Here is a 20,045-nt window from a genome sequence, read left to right on the forward strand (position 1 = left end):
GGGAATGACGGATCGCATTCCCCCAAACCGCTTCAATAATCATCGAAAGCTTAAGAGCAATTCCTGGAAAGGCGGAAGAGCTAGTTGTTCAAAGCGCCGCCGATAATGGCGCCGAGCGCGAAGGCCGCGGCGGGATACCAAAGACCATCGCTGTGACGGCGGTAGCCCGGGCGGCGATCACGGTAACCTCTGTAGCCATGATAGTAACCCGAACGGTCCTTACCCCGATAGGGCCCCCATCCAGGGCGTCCCGGTCCCCGAGGCGGCATCTTGCGATGAACTTCGTCGGGACGATCGCGATGATGACGGGGCCATTCCTGCGCGTTGGCGAAGGGCGCTGCCAGCGTTACGGCAGCCATGGCGAGAACAAAGATCTTTTTCATTGGGCTTCCTTCCTTTTCATCAGGAAACCTTAGTAATCTTAAGGTGAACAGAACGTTAACGCATTGCTACCTTAAATAGCTGGATTGCACGGAATATCTCAGAGATCCATCCGGCTCGTCGGCCCTCAGAGCATCGTCAAAGTGGGCCGAATATGAGCATGCTTCAACCGGATCGGTGATATGGCAAAACCTAGACGCCGGCCGACTGGCGTAACGGTGTGGCCACTTCCGCATCCCGACGCTTGACGGCCTCGATATCGCGATAGGCATTGGCCGGATGGGTCACCGGCAGATAAGGTCCCTCGCCGAAGAGCTTTTCGCGCAAGGTGCCCGGACGATAGGCGGTCGGATACACTCCGCGCTTCTGTAGTTCCGGAACAAGCAGATCGACCGCCGCCTCGAAGCTGTCGGGTGTTACCGCATAAGCGAGATTGAAGCCATCGATGTCCGTCTCTTCGGCCCATTCCTGCAGGATGTCGGCGATAGTCGAGGGCGATCCGACGAATACGGGACCTGTTCCGCCGATCCCACCCCATTTGGCGAGTTCCTCGACCGTCCAGGCCCGGTCCTTGCCGCCGAAGTTCTCGATCATCGAGACGATCGCATTGGTCTCGACCTTCTTCAATTCGTCGGTCGGCGCATATTGGCCGAAATCGATGCCGCTCCAGCCAGACATGAATACGAGCGAGCCGTCATAGGAGGCATAGCTCTGATATTCCTCGAAGAGCTGCTGGGCCTTTGCGTCGGTCTCCGCGATGATCAGTGTCGTGAGATTATAGATCAGCACCTTCCGTGGATCGCGGCCAGCAGCCGCAGCCCTCTGCCTGATATCGGCGACATAGGCGCGCAGAAGGCTCTTGGTCGGAGCCGCGACGAACACGCATTCAGCATGGCCGGCCGCGAAGGCCTTACCAGGCCCCGATGCGCCTGCCTGATAAAGCACGGGCGTCCGCTGCGGCGATGGCTCGCAGAGATGGTAGCCTGGAACATCGAAATACTTGCCTTTGTGGCCGATCTCGTGGACCTTGGTAGGATCGGTGAAAATGCCGCGCTCGGCATCGCGCAGCACGGCGCCCTCCTCCCAGCTTCCTTCGAAAAGCTTGTAGAGGACCTCCACATATTCGGCGGCGACCTCATAGCGGTTGTCATGGGTCTTCAGGCCGCCCTGACCGACGTTCTTCGCGCCGCTCTCCAGATAGGAGGTCACGATATTCCAGCCGACACGGCCCTTGGTGTGATGATCAGCGGTGGCGAGCCGGCGGGCAAACGTGTAAGGATGCTCGAAAGAGGTGGAGGCGGTTATTCCTATGCCGAGATGTTGGGTCGCAAGCGCGATCGGCGCCGCGAGCTGAATCGGATCATTGACCGGTATCTGCGCGGCCTGCTCGATTGCATGGTAATTCGAGCCCTTGTAGACATCGTAATAGCCGATGACGTCGGCGATGAATATGCCGTCGAAAATGCCGCGCTCCAGCGTCCGCGCCAGATCCTGCCAATAGTCCAAATCCTTGTATTTCCACGACTTATCGCGCGGATGCCTCCATAGCCCCGGGGACTGATGCGCGACGCAATTCATGTCGAACGCGTTGAATCGAATATGCCTTGTCATGCCAGCTCCGGACGAATGAGACCGCCGATCAGGCTAGGGGCAGGAATGCTATTCGAAAAGTAAACGCATAATGTCTATATACTCTATGGAGAAATATTTTTCCCGTCGCTTGCCCGCAATCCGCTATTCAATGCCTGGATTGGTGAGCGATTGGCAGGCTTGATCTAAAGAGCAGCGTTGTATGCAGACCATGTCGGTGGCGCGATCCGGAAACCTCCGGCTCAGACCTGGCCAATGCCGCTTAGCCCGATCAACGCGCCAATGCCCAGAACGATGAGCGGATGGACGCGCGTCGTCGAAAGAACAAATGCGCCGGCTGCCGCTATGGCCGCCAGAATCCAGCCCTGAGTTGATGCCTCGGTGATGACGACCGCGCTGGCGGTGACGAGCCCGGCGGTCATCGGCACCAGCCCGGCCTGGACGATCCTTCGCCACGGCCTGTCCTTGAAACGGTTCCAGAGATGGAGCACCAGATAGGTCAGCACCGAAGAAGGCCCAAACTTTGCCACCGAAGTCACCAGCACTCCAGCCCATCCGGCAACGTGCCAGCCGACCAGGGGCACGACCATTAGGTTCGGACCGGGAGCTGCCTGCGCCAAGGCGAACAGCGCACCGAATTCCTGCGCCGTCATCCAATGCTGCACATCGACGATCTGACGATGCATTTCGGGGAGAATGGAATTGCCGCCGCCGAAGGCGAGCAGCGACAGCTGGGTGAAAATGATTGCGAGAGAAAGCAGGGTCGTGGTCATGCTTCAAGCTTCCAAATGGCGATGATACCGAGAGGTGCCAGAACCAGCATGGTCGGCAACAAGGGCAGCCCGACCACGGCGATGGCGGCAAAGCAAATGGCGGCAATGACCAGGGCGACAGGCCTGCGGCGCAGCGGCAGGATGATCTTGACGGCCATCGAGATCAGCAGACCGGCCGCGGCGGCGGCAAGGCCTGCAAACATGTGCTGGATGCGTGGATCGCTGTTGAACTGATCATACACGACGCCAAGGCTGATCACGATCGCCGTCGGCGCGACAATGAGGCCAAGGAGCGCCGAAAATGCCCCCGCCACGCCCTGAAACTTGGAGCCGATCGCAACCGCCATATTGATGATATTGCCGCCCGGCAGGAATTGGCAGAGCCCGAGCAGTTCGGTGAACTCCTCCCCAGTCAACCACTTGCGATCCTCGACCACCATGCGGCGTGCGAGCGGCAGAACCCCGCCAAAACCAATGAGGCCGAGTTTGAAAAAACCGAAGAAGAGCTCCGCGACCGCTGGTCCTTCGCGTTGAGCAGCATTGGAATGAGAAATAGCGTCCATGTCATGGCCTGTGTGTTTATGCCAAACAGGCGGTCAAAATAGGCTTTTACCGGTCATGCGTCCAATATATGGATTGAACAGTATCCATATGTTTGAGATATGTCATGATCGAACTTCGACACCTCCGTTATGCCATAACCGTTGCCGATGAGGGCCATATGACCCGCGCTGCCGAAAGGCTCGGCATCCAGCAGCCACCGCTCAGCCAGCAGATAGCCAAGCTGGAGGCAATCGTCGGAGCCTCGCTGTTCAAACGCCTGCCGAGAGGTGTCGAGCTGACGGATGCGGGGCGGACGTTCGTAGAGAGAGCCAGGACCATCCTCAACGATGTCGATCTTGCGATAGAGGCGACGAGACGCAACGCCCGCGGGGAGGAGGGAAGCCTCGCCATCGGCTTTACCAGTTCAGCGGCCTTTCATCCGCTGGTCAGCTCAGCCGTCCGCTCGCTCGGCGAGGCGTCACCGAATCTCGCGCTCAAGCTTGAGGAAGCCAGTACGCCCGATCTGATCGCCATGCTGCATTCCGGTCTTCTCGACGTCGCACTCGTGCGCTCTCCCGTTGCACAGTCGAGCGGGCTGATAATTTCCCGAATTCTCGATGAAGAGATGCTGGTCGCTCTTCCAGATCGTCATCCCCTGGTGATAGCGAAAGGAGAGAAGCCTCGCCGCGCTCGATTGTCGGAACTCGCAAACGAAGCTTTCATACTTTACCGCCGTCCCTCGGGGCCGGGGCTATATGACAGTATCATAGCGGCCTGCCTTGCCGCGGGCTTCAGCCCAAAAATACGTCATGAAGCTCCCCGGTTGCTGTCGACGCTCAGTCTGGTCGCCGCTGGTCTCGGAATCTCCATCATTCCAGGATCGATCGCGGGGCTGGAGACGAGCGGCATCGCCTATCTGAGGCTTGACCCAGGAGACAATCTCGTGGCTCCCCTTTATCTCGCGCGAAAGGATGAGCAGCCAAGTGGCGCGCTACAGCTATTCGCCGACATCGTTCAGCACGAGAAAGCCTCGATGAAATAGGGACGCTAAGCCGGCTATCCTCCTGTCAGGAAAGACCGACAGACTTGTGCCTGATCCTCATGTCACACCATTCGACCACACCGATGCCGCCTAGAAGCTCAAAGTCGCATCCTTCCAAAGGCGAAATCCTCCGAGAAACGCATTTTCGTTCTCGCCGATACGGCAGCCGGGGGGCAGTTCCTTGAGCTTTTCGGCATTGCCACCACCAATGACGATTTCATGCGGCAGCAAGGCCGCCCTCAATCTTTCGACGATATCCTCGACCGACTGCCGCCATTTTTTCTTGCCGTATTTTTCAAGGCCCCGTTCTCCAATGAAGTCTTCGAACGTGCCCCGCTTCTTGTAGGGCAAGTGGGCGAGTTCCATTGGCAGACAAACGTGATTGGCAATCATCGCCGAACCCAATCCGGTGCCGAGGCCGAGAAACAGCATATTGCCGTCCTTGTAATTGCCGATTGCCTGCATCACGGCGTCATTGACAAGCCTGACCGGCTTGCCGAAAGCGGCGGAAAAGTCGAAATCCTGCCAGCCGCTGCCCAGATTGTGCGGTTCCATGGCGGGTCTGTTGTTCGAAACCGGGCCTGGATATCCCATGCCGATAACATCATATCGCCAATCGCTCGTCAGGTCCTTGACGGCCTGGACCATCTGCTTCGCCGACATTGCAGGCCCCGAGACGGCTGCCCGGCGGTCGCTACCGGAGCTGAGACGCATTTTGACATGCGAACCGCCGAGATCGATCGCCAAGACGGCAAGCTCTTCTGTCGCAGCTGGTGCGGCGGCTTTCTTCAGTTTTACGTTCGTTTTGCGGCTCTCTAATGCCTGACTCATATTCGTCCACTTTCTATCCGCACTGGCACAAATCCTACTGGGGCGCTTCAACGACCAAGACGGAGAAATCCTCTCCCTCCCAATGATCGGTGTCAGGCCAGTAAAAGGTAAAGGCAACCGACCCGCCTTCAGGCAGGTGTTCGCATGAAAGCTCGGCAACATGTATGCCGAAGCCGTTCTGGCTCGTTTCGGTATCGGTGGCGCCGACCCAACCATCAAAACTCCAGCGAATGATCGCGCGCGCCATGACCTCGATCCGCAGGCGTTTGCCGACGGCAAGCTGCGACAGCTTGTTATTGAAACGCCACGGCACGAAGGGTGCCGTCACCTTGTTGGTCACGTAACGCTCGACACCCTGCGGCGGCATGTCGAAAACGGCCCCATCTCTCAGCGAGCGCAGGAGCTTGATATGCTCGGCGTGAGCCCAGACGAGCGGCATGGCGCTGCCGGAGGGTTTTCCGAGCATAAGCCCCAACTCCGGCACATCGGGCTGGTCCCACACCTGTTCCGGGAGCAATCCGCCCTGACCAGCGGACTGCTCGAGTGTCTTGAGCAACTTAAGGGCCACGTCCGGACGGCCGGCCGCAAGCTCATAATGGGCGCGTTCGCCCGCAAGTAGCGGCCATGGACGCCCGATGCCCGTGCCGTCGAACGGTCCGCCGTCTTCATGCTCGCCATAGCCGTCACCGGTATAGCGATACCATAGCGGCCCTTGCGGCAGGTCGCATTTGAGCTGGGAATCAATCACCCTGACGGTGTCGATTATGCGGGGATCGTCGGCGGCCCGCAATCCGAAGCGCACCAGCGCCAAAGCGTCAGGACTGACGACGCGGGCGGTCGGCAAGAAGGATTCAGCGGGCGGCCTGTTCTTGATCGGCACGAAACCGTCGGCAGGCGAGCTTCCGTCGGCGATCTCAGGCGGCGCGATACGGACATAATAACCCTTGATCCCGAGAGCAGCGCTCTCCGCATCGCTGCTGACATAGGTCCAGCGCTCGATCTGATCGTTCCAAGCGTCCGCGGTCTGCCGCAGATAATCCGCATTGTGCGTTTGACCGGCAATTTCCAGAATATCGGCTGCCGCAAGCAGGGCGGCGATCTCGACCGCCAAAGTGAAGGGAGAAAAGCCGCCATCCTCTTCCCAACGGTCCTCGCCGGTAACGGGACCGTTGACGACGACGTAGCGTGCCGCGCTTTCGACCATCGGCACGTAAGACAGTAACAGATCGCCAGTGAGGACTCCCTCGCGACGCAGGGCATCGGCGAGCAGGATCGGAAAGGCGCACTCGTCCATCTGTATCCCGGTCCAATAGGGCTCTCCGTCCAGCCAGCAGTTCTGCGGCCAATGTCCATCCTCTTCCTGGATAACGCGCAGATAGGCCAGAATGCGCAGCGCATCCTGCGCGGCGCCCGCAGCCAGAAAGCCACCGGCCGTCTCGACCAGATCACGCGGCCATACCAGATGATAGCCGCCGAGGTCTTCGTCGCCCTTGGCAAAGCCCCATGGAATGGAAAGAGATGCAACAGCCGGTCCTTCGAAAGAAAGAGGCCGATGCGTCGCCAGCACGGCTGTCGAGATCCGATAACGATTGACTTCGGGCGGCGGCGCTCTCGGTTCGTCCAAAGCCAGCAATCCGTCTTGCCATGTCCGCCAATCGGCAACATAGCTGCGCTCGGCGTTGTCATAGCCGGCTTGCAAGCTGGCAAGGGCATTGTAGCCGGCTTCCTTGGCGTGACTTCCAAAACCGAGCGATAGGGTGACGGTGTCGCTGCCGCCGATCAGATCGATCTCACCGGTCAGCGCGACGTTGCCATCGGCGGCACGCGTAAAGGCCGGGTCCAATCGGGCCTCTTTCTGCAATTGCTGCCATCCGTCGGAAATACCGACATAGCCAGCGGATGCCGTCCGCCAACCACCGCTGACGGCAAGAGCCATCGAGACACCGCCCGTGCCCGTCGCAAAAAGCATCGGTGTGCCCTTGTAGTCCTCCACCCAGCCCGTATTGCCGTAACCGGCATTGACCAGATGTGGAGCGGCCAGCAGATAGAGACGATAATCGCGGATCGTGCCTTCCAGCGGCTCGAATGATATCTGCTGTAGCAAGCTGCTGCGCATGGGATCGACGATGATGCGCTTGATGATCCGATAACGGCCGTCGATCGCCGTGTTGATCAACCGATAGGCCGGAACGCCATCCTCGACCGTGGTGACGACGCTCTCCGTATCGCGCTTTTCCTCCGAAAAATAACCTTCAGGACCTGTGACGATCAATCCGATGTCGCGGGTGCAAGCACTGTCGACGCGGGGATAATAGATTTCGTTGAGGATGCCGTGGCTGAGAGTGAACCAGATGCGGCAGGCGGGCGAAAGGGCTGTGCCAACTCCGCTCTTTGCACTGGACGTCCAGCGAGGTTCGATACCGTTCACGCTGGGGCCGGAAGCATCGTAAGGCGCCATGCACTATCTCCTCTGTCGCTGCAATCTGCTCCCGCCAAAATGTTTCGGCAAGACGGAACCTATGCGCATTCAAGCCAATACGCCCAGGTTTTACTGCCATTGACAGCCTCCACTCGTCCTGTATTCTGTTATAAAATTCTATATAACATAATTGTGGAACATAATTGGGAGTGTATCGATGAAGTTAGGACTCGGATTCCTGATTGCGGCTGCTTTGGTTGCGGCGCCCTCGCTGCTGATGGCTCAGGAAAAAGGTGGCGTCATCAATGTCGCGACGATCGGGGAGCCGCCAACGCTCGATCCCATGACCTCCACCGCCGATCTCGTCGGTATTGTCACCCAACATATCTTCGAAACGCTCTACACCTTCGACAAGGGCTGGAACGTCACGCCACTGCTTGCGGAGAGCATGCCCGAGATCAGCGCTGACGGCAAAACCTACACGATCAAGCTCAGGACCGGCATCAAGTTCCATGACGGCAGCGTCATGACCTCCAACGATGTGGTCGCCTCGCTCAACCGCTGGACCAAGCTGGCGTCGCGCGGCAAACAGGCGGGCGGCTTCATCGAATCCATTACCGCCCAGGATCCGGCGACCGTCGTCATCAAGCTGAAGCAGCCCTACGCCCCCCTCACCTCGCTGCTTGCCTTCAACAACTCCGCCGCCATCATCATTCCAGCCAGCAAGCAGGCGGACACGATGACCGACTTCATCGGCACCGGTCCCTATATGCTGAAGGAGCGCAAGCCCGACCAATATATTCAGCTGGTGCGTTTCGACGGCTACACGCCACGCGATTGCGAAAGCAATGGTTACGGCGGCGCCCGGCATCAATATCTCGACGAAATCCGCTTCGTTCCGGTGCCCGATGCCAACACCCGCGTCGAAGCGGCCATTTCCGGCCAGTATGACTATATCGACAGTCTTCCAGTCGAATCCTTCGACAAGCTGAAATCCGCTTCGGCGACCCAGCCGCTGCTCCTCAAACCGTTCGGCTATCCGGTTTTCGTCTTCAACACTGCCGACGGCATCACGAAGAATGTCGCGATCCGCAAGGCGATCCGACAGGCACTCAGCATGGAGGACATGCTGGCCGCAGCCTTCGGCGGCACGAATTTCTATACGGTCGACGGCAACATGTACCCTGCCCCCTTTACCTGGAGCACGGATGCCGGCGTCAAAGGGAATTACAATGTCGCCGATCCGGAAGGCGCGGCCACAGCCGCCAAGGCTGCGGGCTACAAGGGCGAACCGATCCGTATCCTGACCAGCCGCCAGTACGAGTTCCATTACAAGATGGCACAGGTCGCGGCCGAATATCTGAAACAGGCGGGCTTCACGGTGGACCTTCAGGTGGTCGACTGGGCGACGCTCACCCAACGCCGGGCCGACAAGGCGCTGTGGGACATCTACATCAGTCACAGTCCCTTCCTGCCGGAACCGGCGCTGATCGGCACGCTGTCGCCGAGCTCGCCCGGCTGGTGGACGACGCCGACGAGCAAGGCCGCGATCGACGCATTCAACACGGAGGTCGATCCTAAGAAGCGCATCGAGCTTTGGGCGAACGTCCAAAAGACCATCTATGACGAAGCTCCCATGATGAAGATCGGCGATTTCAACGCCGTTGCGGCGATCTCCACCAAGCTTCAGGGAGTCGACCCCGCGCCGTGGCCCTACTTCTGGAACGCATCGATCAAGAAATAAGCCTCCCAAGGTGCTCGGGCACCGGTTACGGCCGGCGCCCGTTCCCAATCTAGTCCGTTCTCGGACCCTGGAGCTATTCCAGGAAAAGTGCGTGGCGGTTTTCCGGCCGCAGTTGCGAGAGAACAAAGAAATAGAGTGGTTCCGCGACTCGAAGAAAGCGGAACCACTCCGGGGAACCGACCCAATGATACGCTACATCCTTCAGCGTCTTGCAGGCATGATCGTCGTGATGTTTCTTGTCGTCACGATCGTTTTCGTGATCGTGCGCGTGACTCCCGGCGATCCGGCCGCCGTCATGCTCGGCCCGGATGCGACCGCGCAGGATATTGCCGAACTGCGGACCCGGCTGGGCCTCGACCAATCCATATTCGTCCAATACCTGTTCTATGTCGGGCAATTGCTCAAGGGCGACCTGGGCCAATCGATCTTCCTGAATATCCCGGTTTCCTCAGCACTTCTCGAGCGTGCCGAGCCGACCTTTTTCCTGACCCTGTTCTCACTCCTGATTGCCGGCGTGATTGCGTTGCCGATCGGCATCTATGCCGCCTATCGGCGAGGATCGCTCGTCGATCAGGCTTCAATGGCGCTCGGCATGCTGGCGGCAAGCATTCCAAGCTTTTGGCTTGGCCTTATCCTGATGCAGATCTTCGCGGTTCGCCTGGGGATGTTTCCTGTTTCCGGCTATGGCGGACCAGGCACAAGCTTCCTTGATCGCATGTATCATCTGACATTGCCGGCCGTCGCACTCGGTCTTGTCTCCTCGGCGCTGATCCTGCGCTTCACCCGCGCATCGATGCTCGACGTGCTTGGAGACGACTATATCCGCACCGCCCGCGCCAAAGGGCTGATCGAACGCCGCGTCGTCCTCAAACATGCGCTGAAGAACGCACTCATACCAATCCTGACGGTTCTGGGGCTGACAGCGGCCGTGCTGATTTCCGGCGCTGTCGTCACCGAGACCGTCTTCGGCCTGCCGGGTGTCGGAAGCCTCGTCGTCTCGGCGGTGCTGCGCCGCGATTATCCGGTGATCCAGGGGGCCTTGCTCGTCATCGCAGGCCTCTACGTCCTGATCAATTTTGCGATCGACATGCTCTACCTGCTGGTTGATCCGAGGGTACGCTACTGATGGCCGATATCGCAACCGATACACCAAAGCAGGTGCCAAGCGAGCGAAGCAAGTTCCTTCGCCGGCTTCTGAAGCGCAAGACCGTCGCCGTCGGTCTTACCGTGCTGGCAATCTTCGTCTTTCTTGCCGTCCTCGCCCCATGGATCGCGCCCTATTCGCCCTCCAAGCTCTCGATCGTCAACAGGCTGAAGCCGCCGAGCGGAATCTACTGGTTTGGCACCGACGAGTTCGGCCGCGATATCTTCTCCCGCACCATCTATGCAGGGCGATTGTCGCTGCTCGTCGGCGCCGCCGTCGTGGCGCTGTCGGCGGCGATCGGCGTCACAATGGGCCTGCTCGCCGGTTTCTTCCAGAAGCTAGATACACCGATCGCCCGCCTGATCGATGCGATGATGGCATTTCCCGATATCCTGCTTGCCATCGCCCTCGTCGCAGCCCTCGGCCCGTCGCTGACGACTGTTATCGTCGCGCTGTCGATCGTGTACGCACCGCGGCTCGCCCGCATCGTCCGCGCCTCGACGCTTGTCATCCGCGAACTGCCTTACGTGGAGGCGGCCAAGGCTCTCGGCATCTCGACATTCCACATCATGACGCGGCATGTGCTTAGAAACCTCCTGTCCCCGATCCTGGTGCAGGGCTCGTTTCTCTTTGCCAGCGCCATGCTAGCCGAAGCCGGACTCTCTTTCCTCGGCCTCGGCGTCAGCCCCGAAATCCCCACCTGGGGGACCATGATCGCCGCCGGCCGCCAATATATCGGCCAAGCCGACTGGATGACCTATTTCCCGGGCTTTGCCATCATTCTCTCCGTGCTCTCGCTGCAAATGGTCGGCGACGGCCTGCGGGACATGCTCGATCCAAGACTTCGAAAGGACCTGTAAATGACCGGTGAAAAAGCGGGCAAGCCGCTCCTCCTCACCAATGTGAAGCCTATGGCTTTCGGCAGCGATACGCCAACTGGCGTCATCGACATCCTCGTCGGCGCCGACGGCAAGATCGCTGCTTTTGGCCCGCAACTTGCCGCTCCCGGCGATATCGAGCGCGTCGACGGCAAGCGCGCCTGGATCTCTCCCGGCTGGATCGATCTGCACGTCCACATCTGGCATGGCGGCACCGACATCTCGATCCGCCCATCCGAATGCGGCGCCGAGCGCGGCGTCACGACGTTGGTCGATGCGGGCTCGGCCGGCGAAGCCAATTTTCATGGCTTCCGCGAATATATCATCGAACCATCCAGAGAACGCATCAAGGCCTTCCTCAATCTCGGTTCGATCGGCCTCGTTGCTTGCAATCGCGTCCCCGAACTGCGTGATATCAAGGATATCGACCTCGACCGCATCCTCGAATGCTATGCCGAGAACAGCGAGCATATCGTCGGCATCAAAGTGCGTGCCAGCCACGTCATCACCGGCTCCTGGGGGGTCACACCCGTCAAGCTCGGCAAGAAGATCGCCAAGATCCTGAAGGTGCCGATGATGGTGCATGTGGGCGAGCCGCCCGCGCTCTATGACGAAGTGCTCGAAATTCTCGGACCGGGCGATGTCGTCACCCACTGCTTCAACGGCAAGGCCGGATCGAGCATCATGGAGGACGAGGACCTCTACAATCTCGCCGAGCGCTGCGCCGGCGAAGGCATCCGGCTCGATATCGGCCATGGAGGCGCCTCCTTCTCGTTCAAGGTCGCGGAAGCGGCGATCAAGCGCGGCCTGCTGCCCTACTCGATCTCGACCGACCTGCACGGCCATTCCATGAACTTCCCGGTCTGGGATCTGGCGACCACCATGTCCAAGCTGCTCTCGGTCGGCATGCCATTCGACAAGGTGGTCGACGCCGTCACCCATGCGCCAGCCTCGGTCATCAAGCTTTCGATGGAAAACCGGCTGTCGGTCGGCGAGCGCGCCGATTTCACCATATTCGATCTCGTGGATGCGGATCTCGAAGCGACCGATTCAAACGGCGACGTTTCACGCCTGCGGAAGCTGTTTGAGCCGCGCTACGCTGTCATCGGCGCGGAGGCGATCGCCGCCAGCCGCTACGTGCCCCGCGCGCGCAAGCTCGTCCGTCATAGCCACGGCTATTCGTGGCGGTAGTCGAAACATTAAGATCGAATGGCAGGAGCATACGTGAACACGTCCCCAACACAGGCCGCTTCAGCAGCGCAAACACCCTACCAGCGACTGGCTGCGCTCGGCATCGCGCTGCCGCCGCCGCCGCCGCCGATCGCTAATTTCGTGACCCATGTCCGCGAAGGCAATGTGCTCTATCTTTCAGGTCAAGGGCCGCGGGAAGCAGACGGCCACCTCCATTCCGGCAAGGTCGGTGGTGACGTGGGCGTCGACCAGGCCTATCAGCATGCGCGGCTAACTGGCATCAACCTGCTTGCTGTCATGCACGGCGCGCTCGGCGATCTCTCCCGGGTGAAGCGAGTGGTCAAGCTGCTCGGCATGGTCAATGCCGTGCCGCATTTCGAGGATCATCCGAGCGTCATCAACGGCTGCTCGGACCTCTTCATCGAAGTCTTCGGCGAAGCGGGCCAACATGCCCGTTCGGCCGTCGGCTTCGGCTCGCTTCCCGGCAACATCACCGTCGAAATCGAAGCGATCGTATCACTTAACGATTAGTTTTTACGCAATTCCGGACGCAAAACCGCGTCGCGCTTTTGCTGGAATTGCTTTAAGGAGGACGAATTCAGTGGTTGCGCCAGCCCATCAGCTTTTCGATTCGCTCGGCGGCCGCGCGCACCTGTTCGCCATAATGGCTGCCGTCGGACACGGCTTTCTGTTCGGGAAGCACGATCGAAATGGTCGCGACACATTGACCATCCCGGTCCACGACCGGCGATGCGATGCAGGCAACCGCATAATCGGACTCCGCCACCTGGATCGACAAGCGCTCCTTAAAGGCCTTGCCCGCGGCCTCGGAAAGCACGGCGGCATCGACCTCGGCCCGACCGGTCGGCGAGGTGCGGGCACAGCGCTTGAAAAGCTCGATCCTTTCGCCTTCCGGCAAATGCCCCACCAGCAGCCGACCCGAGGCAGTCCAGTTGAGCGGCACGCGCGTTCCGACGCGAGAGGCGACCTGAAAATGGCTCGGTCCGTCCGCCATCGCCAGTACCAGCATGGCATCGCCGTCGCGGCCGCAGACTTGCACCGTCTCGCTCGCCTGCCGGCAAAGATCGTGCATTTCTCGGGTGGCGACGCTCATGAAATCGAGCGACCGGGCATAGGCGAGACCATAGTGGTAAAGACGGGCGCCGAGCCAGACGGAACCGTCGGCATCGCGGCCAAGCATGTTCTTTTCGACCAGATCGTCGATGATCACATAGACGGTCGAAAGCGGTGCCTTGATCGCCTTGGCGATCGCGTAGGCGCCAGCCGGCGCGCCGGTTTCATACAGATAATCAATGACCTGCAGCGCGCGGTCGATGCCGCTGACGCGCGAACGGCGCGCGCCTTTGGTTTCCCCTTCCCGGATGGAATCGGCGTCTTCAGGGGGTGCGGCGGGTAGGGTCTTGGCGTCCAAGTCAACGCTCCTCGTGAGATTTCGAGAAGCTATTACATTACTATGGCATAGCTGTCGATGACAATCGGCAGTCGTCACTTTGGAGAGATAGAATGTCGGATGATATCCGTAGCAAGATCGGCCTGAGGCCCGTCATCAACGTATCAGGTACCATGACGAGCCTCGGCGCATCGATCGTCGTGCCTGAAGCCATTGCGGCTATGACGGCGATCCTGCCGCAATTCGTCGAGATCAACGACCTCCAGCGCAAGGCCAGCGCCGTTATCGCCCGGCTGACGGGCGGCGAGGCGGGCTTCGTGACGGCATCCTGCTCCTCCGGCATCAGCCTCGCCGTCGCAGGCGCCATCACCGGCAACAACCTGCTCGCCATAGAGAAGCTACCCGATGCCGCACCGGACAAGAACGAAGTCATCGTGCAGATGGGCCATGTGGTGAGCTATGGCGCCCCCGTCGATCAGGCGATCCGCCTTGCCGGCGGCAAGGTCGTTCTGATCGGTCAAGCGACCTCGACACACCGCTTTCACATGGAAAATGCCATAAGCGAGAAGACGGCGGCAGCCGTCTATGTCGTATCCCATCATGTGGTCGATTACGGCTTGCTGCACCTGACCGAGTTCGTCGAGATCGCGCACGCCAAGGGCGTGCCCGTCATCGTCGATGCCGCTTCGGAGTACGACCTCAGGCTCTTCCTGGCGCAGGGCGCCGACATCGTGCTCTATTCCGGCCATAAGTTCCTCGGCGGCCCCACCTCCGGCATCGTCGCCGGCAAGAAGGAGCTGGTGCGCAACGCCTTCCTGCAGAACATGGGCATCGGCCGCGGCATGAAGGTCGGCAAGGAAAGCATCTATGGCGTGATGGCGGCACTGGAAGCCTGGGAAAAGCGCGACCATGCCGGCATCCGCGAACGCGAGACGGGCTATCTGAACCTGTGGAAGCGAACTCTCGACGGCCGCCCCGGCGTCACCGCCCTGATCGAGCCCGATCCTACCAACAACCCGCTCGACCGCATGCGGGTCATCATCTCTGCGCCGGAGGCGCATATCAGCGCCTGGGATCTTGCGGCAGCGCTTGCCCGCGGCAACCCGCCGGTAATCGTCCGCGACCATGAGGTGGAGCATCACTATTTCTATCTCGATCCATGCAACCTGCATCCCGGCCAGGAGGCCATTGTCGCGACCCGGCTTGCCGAGGAACTCGACAAGGCGCGCGCCTCCAACGAGATCATCGCGACACCGATCGAGAACCGCAGCCGGCATCGCTTCGACGGCGTGCTGAACTGGCCGGACTGAGCTGTGGCAGGGATCGCAAGAAGGGAACAAGCATGAGCACGTCGCAGGCAAAGGCCCCCGAACCCATCCTCTCCGTCGAAAACCTCACCACCTCGTTCCTGGTGGACGGTGCATGGAAACCCGTCGTGCGCAATGTTTCCTTCTCGGTCGCGCCGGGCGAGACGGTGGCGATCGTCGGCGAGAGCGGCTCGGGCAAGAGCGTCACCTCGCTCTCGATCATGCGACTGCTGCAGAGCGATTCAAGCCGCATCGAAGGCAAGATCCTGCTTGGCGGCCGCGACCTGCTTTCTCTTCCCGAACATGAGATGCGCAAGGTGCGCGGCAACGACGTGTCGATGATCTTCCAGGAGCCGATGACGTCGCTCAATCCGCTCTTCACCATCGGTGACCAGATCTCAGAGGCCTTGCTCTGCCACAGGGACATGTCGGCTGCGGACGCCAAGGCCGAGACGATCCGGCTGCTCGAAAAGGTCCGCATTCCCTCGGCCGCCTCGCGCTTCGACGAATATCCGCACCGCTTTTCCGGCGGCATGCGCCAGCGCGTCATGATCGCCATGGCGCTCGCCTCGAAGCCGAGGCTGCTGATCGCCGACGAGCCGACCACCGCTCTCGACGTCACGATCCAGGGCCAGATCCTCGACCTCATCAAGATGCTGCAGGACGAGGAAGGAACTTCCGTCCTGTTCATCACGCATGACATGGGTGTGGTGGCGGAAATCGCCGACCGCACGGTCGTCATGTATCGCGGCGAGCAGGTGGAGACGGGCGCGACGGCCGACATCTTCCATCGCGGCCAGCATCCCTATACCCGCGCGCTGCTGTCGGCCGTGCCGGTGCTCGGTTCGATGCAATCCTATGAACGACCGCTGCGCTTCCCCGTCGTCAATACTGCGACGGGAGAATCCGACACGCCAGCCGAAGTGCCCGATACGGTCGCAAAGGAAAAACCGGTGCTGCAGGTCAAAAACCTCACCAAGCGCTTCGACATTCATTCGGGCCTCTTCGGAAAGCTCAAAGGCCGGGTGCATGCGGTGGAAAACGTCTCGTTCGATCTCTTTGCCGGCGAAACATTGTCGCTTGTCGGCGAATCCGGTTGCGGCAAGTCGACCACCGGACGCGCCATCATGCGGCTGATCGAACCGCAATCCGGTTCCGTCATCGTCGATGGCCGCGACGTGCTCTCGCTTGGCAAACGTGACATGCGCGAGATGCGTAAATCGGTACAGATGATCTTCCAGGATCCCTTTGCCTCCCTAAATCCGCGCATGACGGTCGGCCAGGCGATCGCCGAACCCTTTCTCGAGCACAAGATGGGAACAGCACGGGAAGCGAAAGAGATCGTCGCCGATATGCTGCGTAAGGTGGGCCTGACCCCTGACATGGCAAGCCGCTATCCGCACGAATTCTCCGGCGGCCAGCGCCAGCGCATCTGCATCGCCCGCGCCCTGGCACTGCAGCCGAAGGTGATCGTCGCCGACGAAAGCGTGTCCGCGCTCGATGTATCGATCAAGGCGCAGGTCATCAACCTGATGCTCGACCTGCAGCAGAGCCTCGACCTTTCCTTCCTGTTCATCTCCCACGACATGGCCGTGGTCGAGCGCGTCAGCCATCGCGTCGCCGTCATGTATCTCGGCGAAATCGTCGAGATCGGCCCGCGCGCGGCCGTTTTCGGCAATCCGCAGCACGACTACACGAAGAAGCTGATGGCAGCCGTTCCTGTGCCGGACCCCGATCGCCGACGCGAAAAACGCATGGCAGCCAGTGAGGAGTTGAAAAGCCCTATCCGGCCCGTCGATTATCTGGTCAAGCCGCGCGCGTATCGAACCGTCTCTTCCGGCCATCTGGTTGCCGTCTGATACAGCAAGCCGGTCGACCGGAAGGTCCTTCGTCATCACCAACAGGCGCCACCATCGGCGAAACCGCGTTTCATCCCCGCGCAGTTAAAGACGCTCTTGCAAAAGCGCGCCGTGTTGATTAAACGATTAATCAAGGAAACCGGAGCGCGCTCTTGGAGAGTCAGACACGCCCTACCTCGATTCGGGAAATCGCAACCAAGCTGGGTGTCTCCACGGCAACGGTCTCGAATGCCCTGCGCGGTACGGGCCGGGTGTCATCAGCCCTTGCGGAGCAGATTCGCCTGGAAGCGGACAGGCTCGGCTATGTGCCTGACCATGCGGCCCGCGCTCTGCGCACCGGCAAGAGCAATACGGTCGGCCTGCTGGTTCCGAATATCGGCCAACCCTTGTTTCCCGCTTTTGCCCAGGCCATCGAGCGAGCCGCCAAGCGGCGCGGTCTTGCCGTTCTCATCGGCGATAGTCAGGGCGACCCGCAGCAGCAGGAATTCGAAATCAGGACCATGATCGCCCGCGGCGTCGATGCACTGATCGTGATACCGACGCGCGGCACGACCATTGCGCCCACGGATGTCCCGGTGCCGGTCGCCGTCATCGACAGCGCCGCCACGGTCGGCAACATCGCTGCCAGCGATCATCGTCAAGGCGGGCGCCTGATCGCACGCCACTTGGTCGATCTCGGTCATGACAGCATCCTTATCCTCGCCGGCCCGGAAAATTCGCTGGTGGCGCGCGAGCGCGTCGAAGGAATGCGCGAAGTCTTCCGCCAGGCCGGCGTCGAACCCGCATTGCGACACAGCGATGCGACGTTCGAGGCCGGCAGCGCTCTCGGCCGCGAGCTCGATCTGCGGCATTTTACGGCCTGTGCCGCCGCCTATGATGCGCTCGCCGTCGGCTTTGCCATAACCGTCAAGGACAGGGGCTTCAGCATTCCGGAAGACATATCGCTCACCGGCTTTGATGATCTGATGTGGGCTCAAATCGTCTCTCCACCACTCACGACCGTCCGGCAGGATCTGGAAGCCGTGGCAAACCATGCCCTCGCCTTCGTCGCCGGAGAAATCGACATCAGCGGAATATTCCCGACGGAACTCGTCTTGCGGCAATCCACCGCGCGCCCGTCCGCCTTTGCCAAGGGAGGCAGACATGCCGAATGAACCCCACGACCTCCATTCATCCGAGCTGCGCGACCGCGCCGTCCGGGCGGCATTGGGCCTTGAGCCGTTCGATGTGCTGATTGCCGGCGGAACGCTCGTCGATGTCGCGACCTCGGAAATGAGGCCGGCCGATATCGGCCTTGTCGGCCCCTTGATCGCAAGCGTCCATGCCTTGGGGACAAGGAAGGACGCCAAGCAGACCATCGACGCTTTAGGACGCTTCATCGCGCCCGGATTTATCGACACGCATATGCACGTCGAAAGCTCGATGGTGACGCCAAGGCGATACGCCGAAACGGTTGTTCCCCAGGGCACGACGACGGTCTGCTGGGACCCGCATGAAATCGGCAACGTCGCTGGCCTCGACGGTATTCGGTGGGCGCTCGAAGAAACACGGCAATTGCCGCTGCGCTTCCTGACCCTGGCGCCATCCTGCGTCCCCTCGGCACCCGGCCTTGAGCTTGCCGGTGAGGAATTCCGCTCAGGCGAAATGACAACCATGCTCAGCTGGCCGGAGATTTCCGGTGTCGCCGAAGTGATGAACATGCGAGGGGTCCTTGAGCGCAGCGAGCCGATGCGCGGCATCCTTGAGGCCGGACTTGCGAGCGGCAAGCGCGTCTGCGGCCATGCCCGCGGACTGGAAGGTGCGGAATTGCAGGCCTTTGCCTCCGCGGGGATTCAATCCGATCACGAGCTCACCTCGGCCGAGGACTTGCTGGCGAAATTGCGGGCGGGCCTTACCATCGAGTTGCGCGGCTCCCATGACTATGTTCTGCCCGGCGTCGTCGACGTGCTGAAAAAACTGCCGCATCTGCCGCAAACGCTGACGATCTGCACCGATGACGTCTTCCCCGACGACCTCGTGAATGAGGGAGCAATGTCATCCGTTCTCAGACGCCTGATCGGCTATGGAATGAAGCCGATCGATGCCATCCGCGCCGCCACGCTCAACGCCGCCATGTGGCTGAACCGCCATGATCTGGGACTGGTGGCACCCGGCCGCCGCGCCGACATCGTCATCCTCTCCGATCTCGAAAAGATCGCGGTCGACCGCGTCTTCGCATCTGGACGTGAGGTCGGAAGAAGCGGCAGCCTCGTTGGAACCAGCGAGTGCACGCCCTCGGATGCCTATCGCAACACCGTAAGGCTTGAGAAGCTTTCCGCCACCGATTTCAAGATCGAGCTGCCGGGCATGACTGAAGCTCGCGTCAACACGATTGTCAGCCCACGATTCACGAAATGGGGAGAGGCAATCGTCAAAGTCGAAAATGACAAGCTCGTTCTGCCTGACAATATGCTGCTGATGGCTGTTATTCACCGCCACGGAAGAAAAGAGCCGACACCCGTCATCGGCATCCTGGAAGACTGGGGTCACTGGAGCGGCGCGCTTGCGACGACGATATCGCATGACAGCCATAACCTCACCGTCTTCGGCCGCGACCCCGCGGATATGGCTGCGGCGGCCAATGCCGTCATCGAAGCGGGCGGCGGCATGGCGACGGCGGCCGATGGCGAGGTGACGGCGGTGCTTCCCCTGCCCGTCTGCGGCTTGCTGTCGGATGCGCCCGCAAAGGAGGTGGCCGACGATTTCGCTAGGTTGCGCGCCGCGGCCGATGCAATCGCCGACTGGATGCCGCCCATTCGCACCTTCAAGGCGGTCGTCGGAGCAAGCCTTGCCTGCAACCCCGGCCCGCATGTCACCGATCTCGGGCTGACCGACGGAACCACCCAGGACATCAGACCGCTTCTGGCTTCAAGCCAAAATTGAGGTCACCAGC

16 protein-coding genes and 1 pseudogene are annotated in these 20,045 nt (G+C 60.5%); 10 read left to right on the top strand and 7 right to left on the bottom strand.

The window, feature by feature from the left end:
- Window positions 1–89: 89 nt before the first annotated feature.
- From FBZ97_RS29885 to FBZ97_RS29900, 4 genes and pseudogenes are all read right to left on the bottom strand, one after another.
- A pseudogene (locus FBZ97_RS29885) lies at window positions 90–359 on the bottom strand (BA14K family protein); the annotation flags it as partial.
- Between the two features lie 214 nt (window positions 360–573).
- Window positions 574–1,992, bottom strand: a complete 1,419-nt coding sequence (locus FBZ97_RS29890) for an LLM class flavin-dependent oxidoreductase (protein ID WP_113421478.1) — start codon at window positions 1,990–1,992, stop codon at window positions 574–576.
- A 221-nt stretch (window positions 1,993–2,213) separates the two neighbouring features.
- Window positions 2,214–2,744, bottom strand: coding sequence for a chromate transporter (locus tag FBZ97_RS29895; RefSeq protein ID WP_113391174.1), 531 nt, complete (start codon window positions 2,742–2,744; stop codon window positions 2,214–2,216).
- Window positions 2,741–3,307, bottom strand: coding sequence for a chromate transporter (locus FBZ97_RS29900; protein WP_145323228.1), 567 nt, complete (start codon window positions 3,305–3,307; stop codon window positions 2,741–2,743). Before FBZ97_RS29900 ends, FBZ97_RS29895 begins: the two co-directional genes overlap by 4 nt.
- A gap of 104 nt (window positions 3,308–3,411) precedes the next feature.
- On the opposite strand from FBZ97_RS29900, the gene FBZ97_RS29905 reads away from it, so the two are divergent.
- Window positions 3,412–4,329, top strand: a complete 918-nt coding sequence (locus FBZ97_RS29905; RefSeq protein WP_145323230.1) for a LysR family transcriptional regulator — start codon at window positions 3,412–3,414, stop codon at window positions 4,327–4,329.
- 90 nt (window positions 4,330–4,419) lie between these two features.
- On the opposite strand, the gene FBZ97_RS29910 is transcribed toward FBZ97_RS29905, so the two are convergent.
- Window positions 4,420–5,160 carry an ROK family protein gene (locus FBZ97_RS29910; protein WP_113396477.1) on the bottom strand — a complete coding sequence of 247 codons (741 nt, stop codon included), beginning with the start codon at window positions 5,158–5,160 and terminating at the stop codon, window positions 4,420–4,422.
- A gap of 34 nt (window positions 5,161–5,194) precedes the next feature.
- Entirely contained in the window at window positions 5,195–7,618 is a 2,424-nt protein-coding gene (locus FBZ97_RS29915; RefSeq protein ID WP_145323232.1) for a glucan 1,4-alpha-glucosidase, read from the bottom strand.
- A 178-nt stretch (window positions 7,619–7,796) separates the two neighbouring features.
- Between FBZ97_RS29915 and FBZ97_RS29920 the strand changes: the two genes are divergently transcribed.
- The 5 genes from FBZ97_RS29920 to FBZ97_RS29940 all read left to right on the top strand — a co-directional run bounded on the left by FBZ97_RS29920 (window position 7,797) and on the right by FBZ97_RS29940 (window position 13,067).
- A complete protein-coding gene (locus FBZ97_RS29920; protein ID WP_145323234.1) occupies window positions 7,797–9,323 on the top strand; it encodes an ABC transporter substrate-binding protein in 1,527 nt (508 codons plus the stop codon).
- 184 nt (window positions 9,324–9,507) lie between these two features.
- On the top strand, window positions 9,508–10,449 hold the full coding sequence (locus FBZ97_RS29925; RefSeq protein ID WP_162748899.1) for an ABC transporter permease: 942 nt from the start codon (window positions 9,508–9,510) through the stop codon (window positions 10,447–10,449).
- Window positions 10,449–11,327 (top strand): ABC transporter permease, encoded by an 879-nt coding sequence (locus FBZ97_RS29930; RefSeq protein ID WP_145323236.1) that lies wholly within the window; start codon window positions 10,449–10,451, stop codon window positions 11,325–11,327. The genes FBZ97_RS29925 and FBZ97_RS29930 overlap by 1 nt, the downstream gene beginning before the upstream one ends.
- Window positions 11,328–12,536, top strand: a complete 1,209-nt coding sequence (locus tag FBZ97_RS29935; protein WP_145323238.1) for an amidohydrolase/deacetylase family metallohydrolase — start codon at window positions 11,328–11,330, stop codon at window positions 12,534–12,536. It begins immediately after the preceding gene.
- Window positions 12,537–12,554: 18 nt separating this feature from the next.
- The gene (locus FBZ97_RS29940; RefSeq protein ID WP_113421473.1) at window positions 12,555–13,067 is read left to right on the top strand and encodes a RidA family protein; all 513 of its coding nucleotides are present in this window, start codon (window positions 12,555–12,557) and stop codon (window positions 13,065–13,067) included.
- Between the two features lie 67 nt (window positions 13,068–13,134).
- On the opposite strand, the gene FBZ97_RS29945 is transcribed toward FBZ97_RS29940, so the two are convergent.
- Window positions 13,135–13,920 carry an IclR family transcriptional regulator gene (locus FBZ97_RS29945; RefSeq protein ID WP_246661902.1) on the bottom strand — a complete coding sequence of 262 codons (786 nt, stop codon included), beginning with the start codon at window positions 13,918–13,920 and terminating at the stop codon, window positions 13,135–13,137.
- A gap of 140 nt (window positions 13,921–14,060) precedes the next feature.
- Here FBZ97_RS29945 and FBZ97_RS29950 point away from each other — a divergent pair, with 140 nt between their 5' ends.
- The 4 genes from FBZ97_RS29950 to FBZ97_RS29965 all read left to right on the top strand — a co-directional run bounded on the left by FBZ97_RS29950 (window position 14,061) and on the right by FBZ97_RS29965 (window position 20,035).
- Complete coding sequence (locus tag FBZ97_RS29950; protein ID WP_113332114.1) at window positions 14,061–15,257, top strand: aminotransferase class V-fold PLP-dependent enzyme; 1,197 nt, start codon at window positions 14,061–14,063, stop codon at window positions 15,255–15,257.
- A gap of 32 nt (window positions 15,258–15,289) precedes the next feature.
- Window positions 15,290–17,113, top strand: a complete 1,824-nt coding sequence (locus tag FBZ97_RS29955) for an ABC transporter ATP-binding protein (RefSeq protein ID WP_113396471.1) — start codon at window positions 15,290–15,292, stop codon at window positions 17,111–17,113.
- Window positions 17,114–17,265: 152 nt separating this feature from the next.
- Window positions 17,266–18,267, top strand: a complete 1,002-nt coding sequence (locus FBZ97_RS29960; RefSeq protein WP_113396470.1) for a LacI family DNA-binding transcriptional regulator — start codon at window positions 17,266–17,268, stop codon at window positions 18,265–18,267.
- Window positions 18,257–20,035, top strand: coding sequence for an adenine deaminase C-terminal domain-containing protein (locus FBZ97_RS29965; protein ID WP_145323240.1), 1,779 nt, complete (start codon window positions 18,257–18,259; stop codon window positions 20,033–20,035). The genes FBZ97_RS29960 and FBZ97_RS29965 overlap by 11 nt, the downstream gene beginning before the upstream one ends.
- Window positions 20,036–20,045: the final 10 nt, after the last annotated feature.

The sequence above is a fragment of the Rhizobium sp. ERR 942 genome, from assembly GCF_007828395.1.
In the GTDB taxonomy this organism is placed as follows: Bacteria; Pseudomonadota; Alphaproteobacteria; order Rhizobiales; family Rhizobiaceae; genus Rhizobium; species Rhizobium dioscoreae.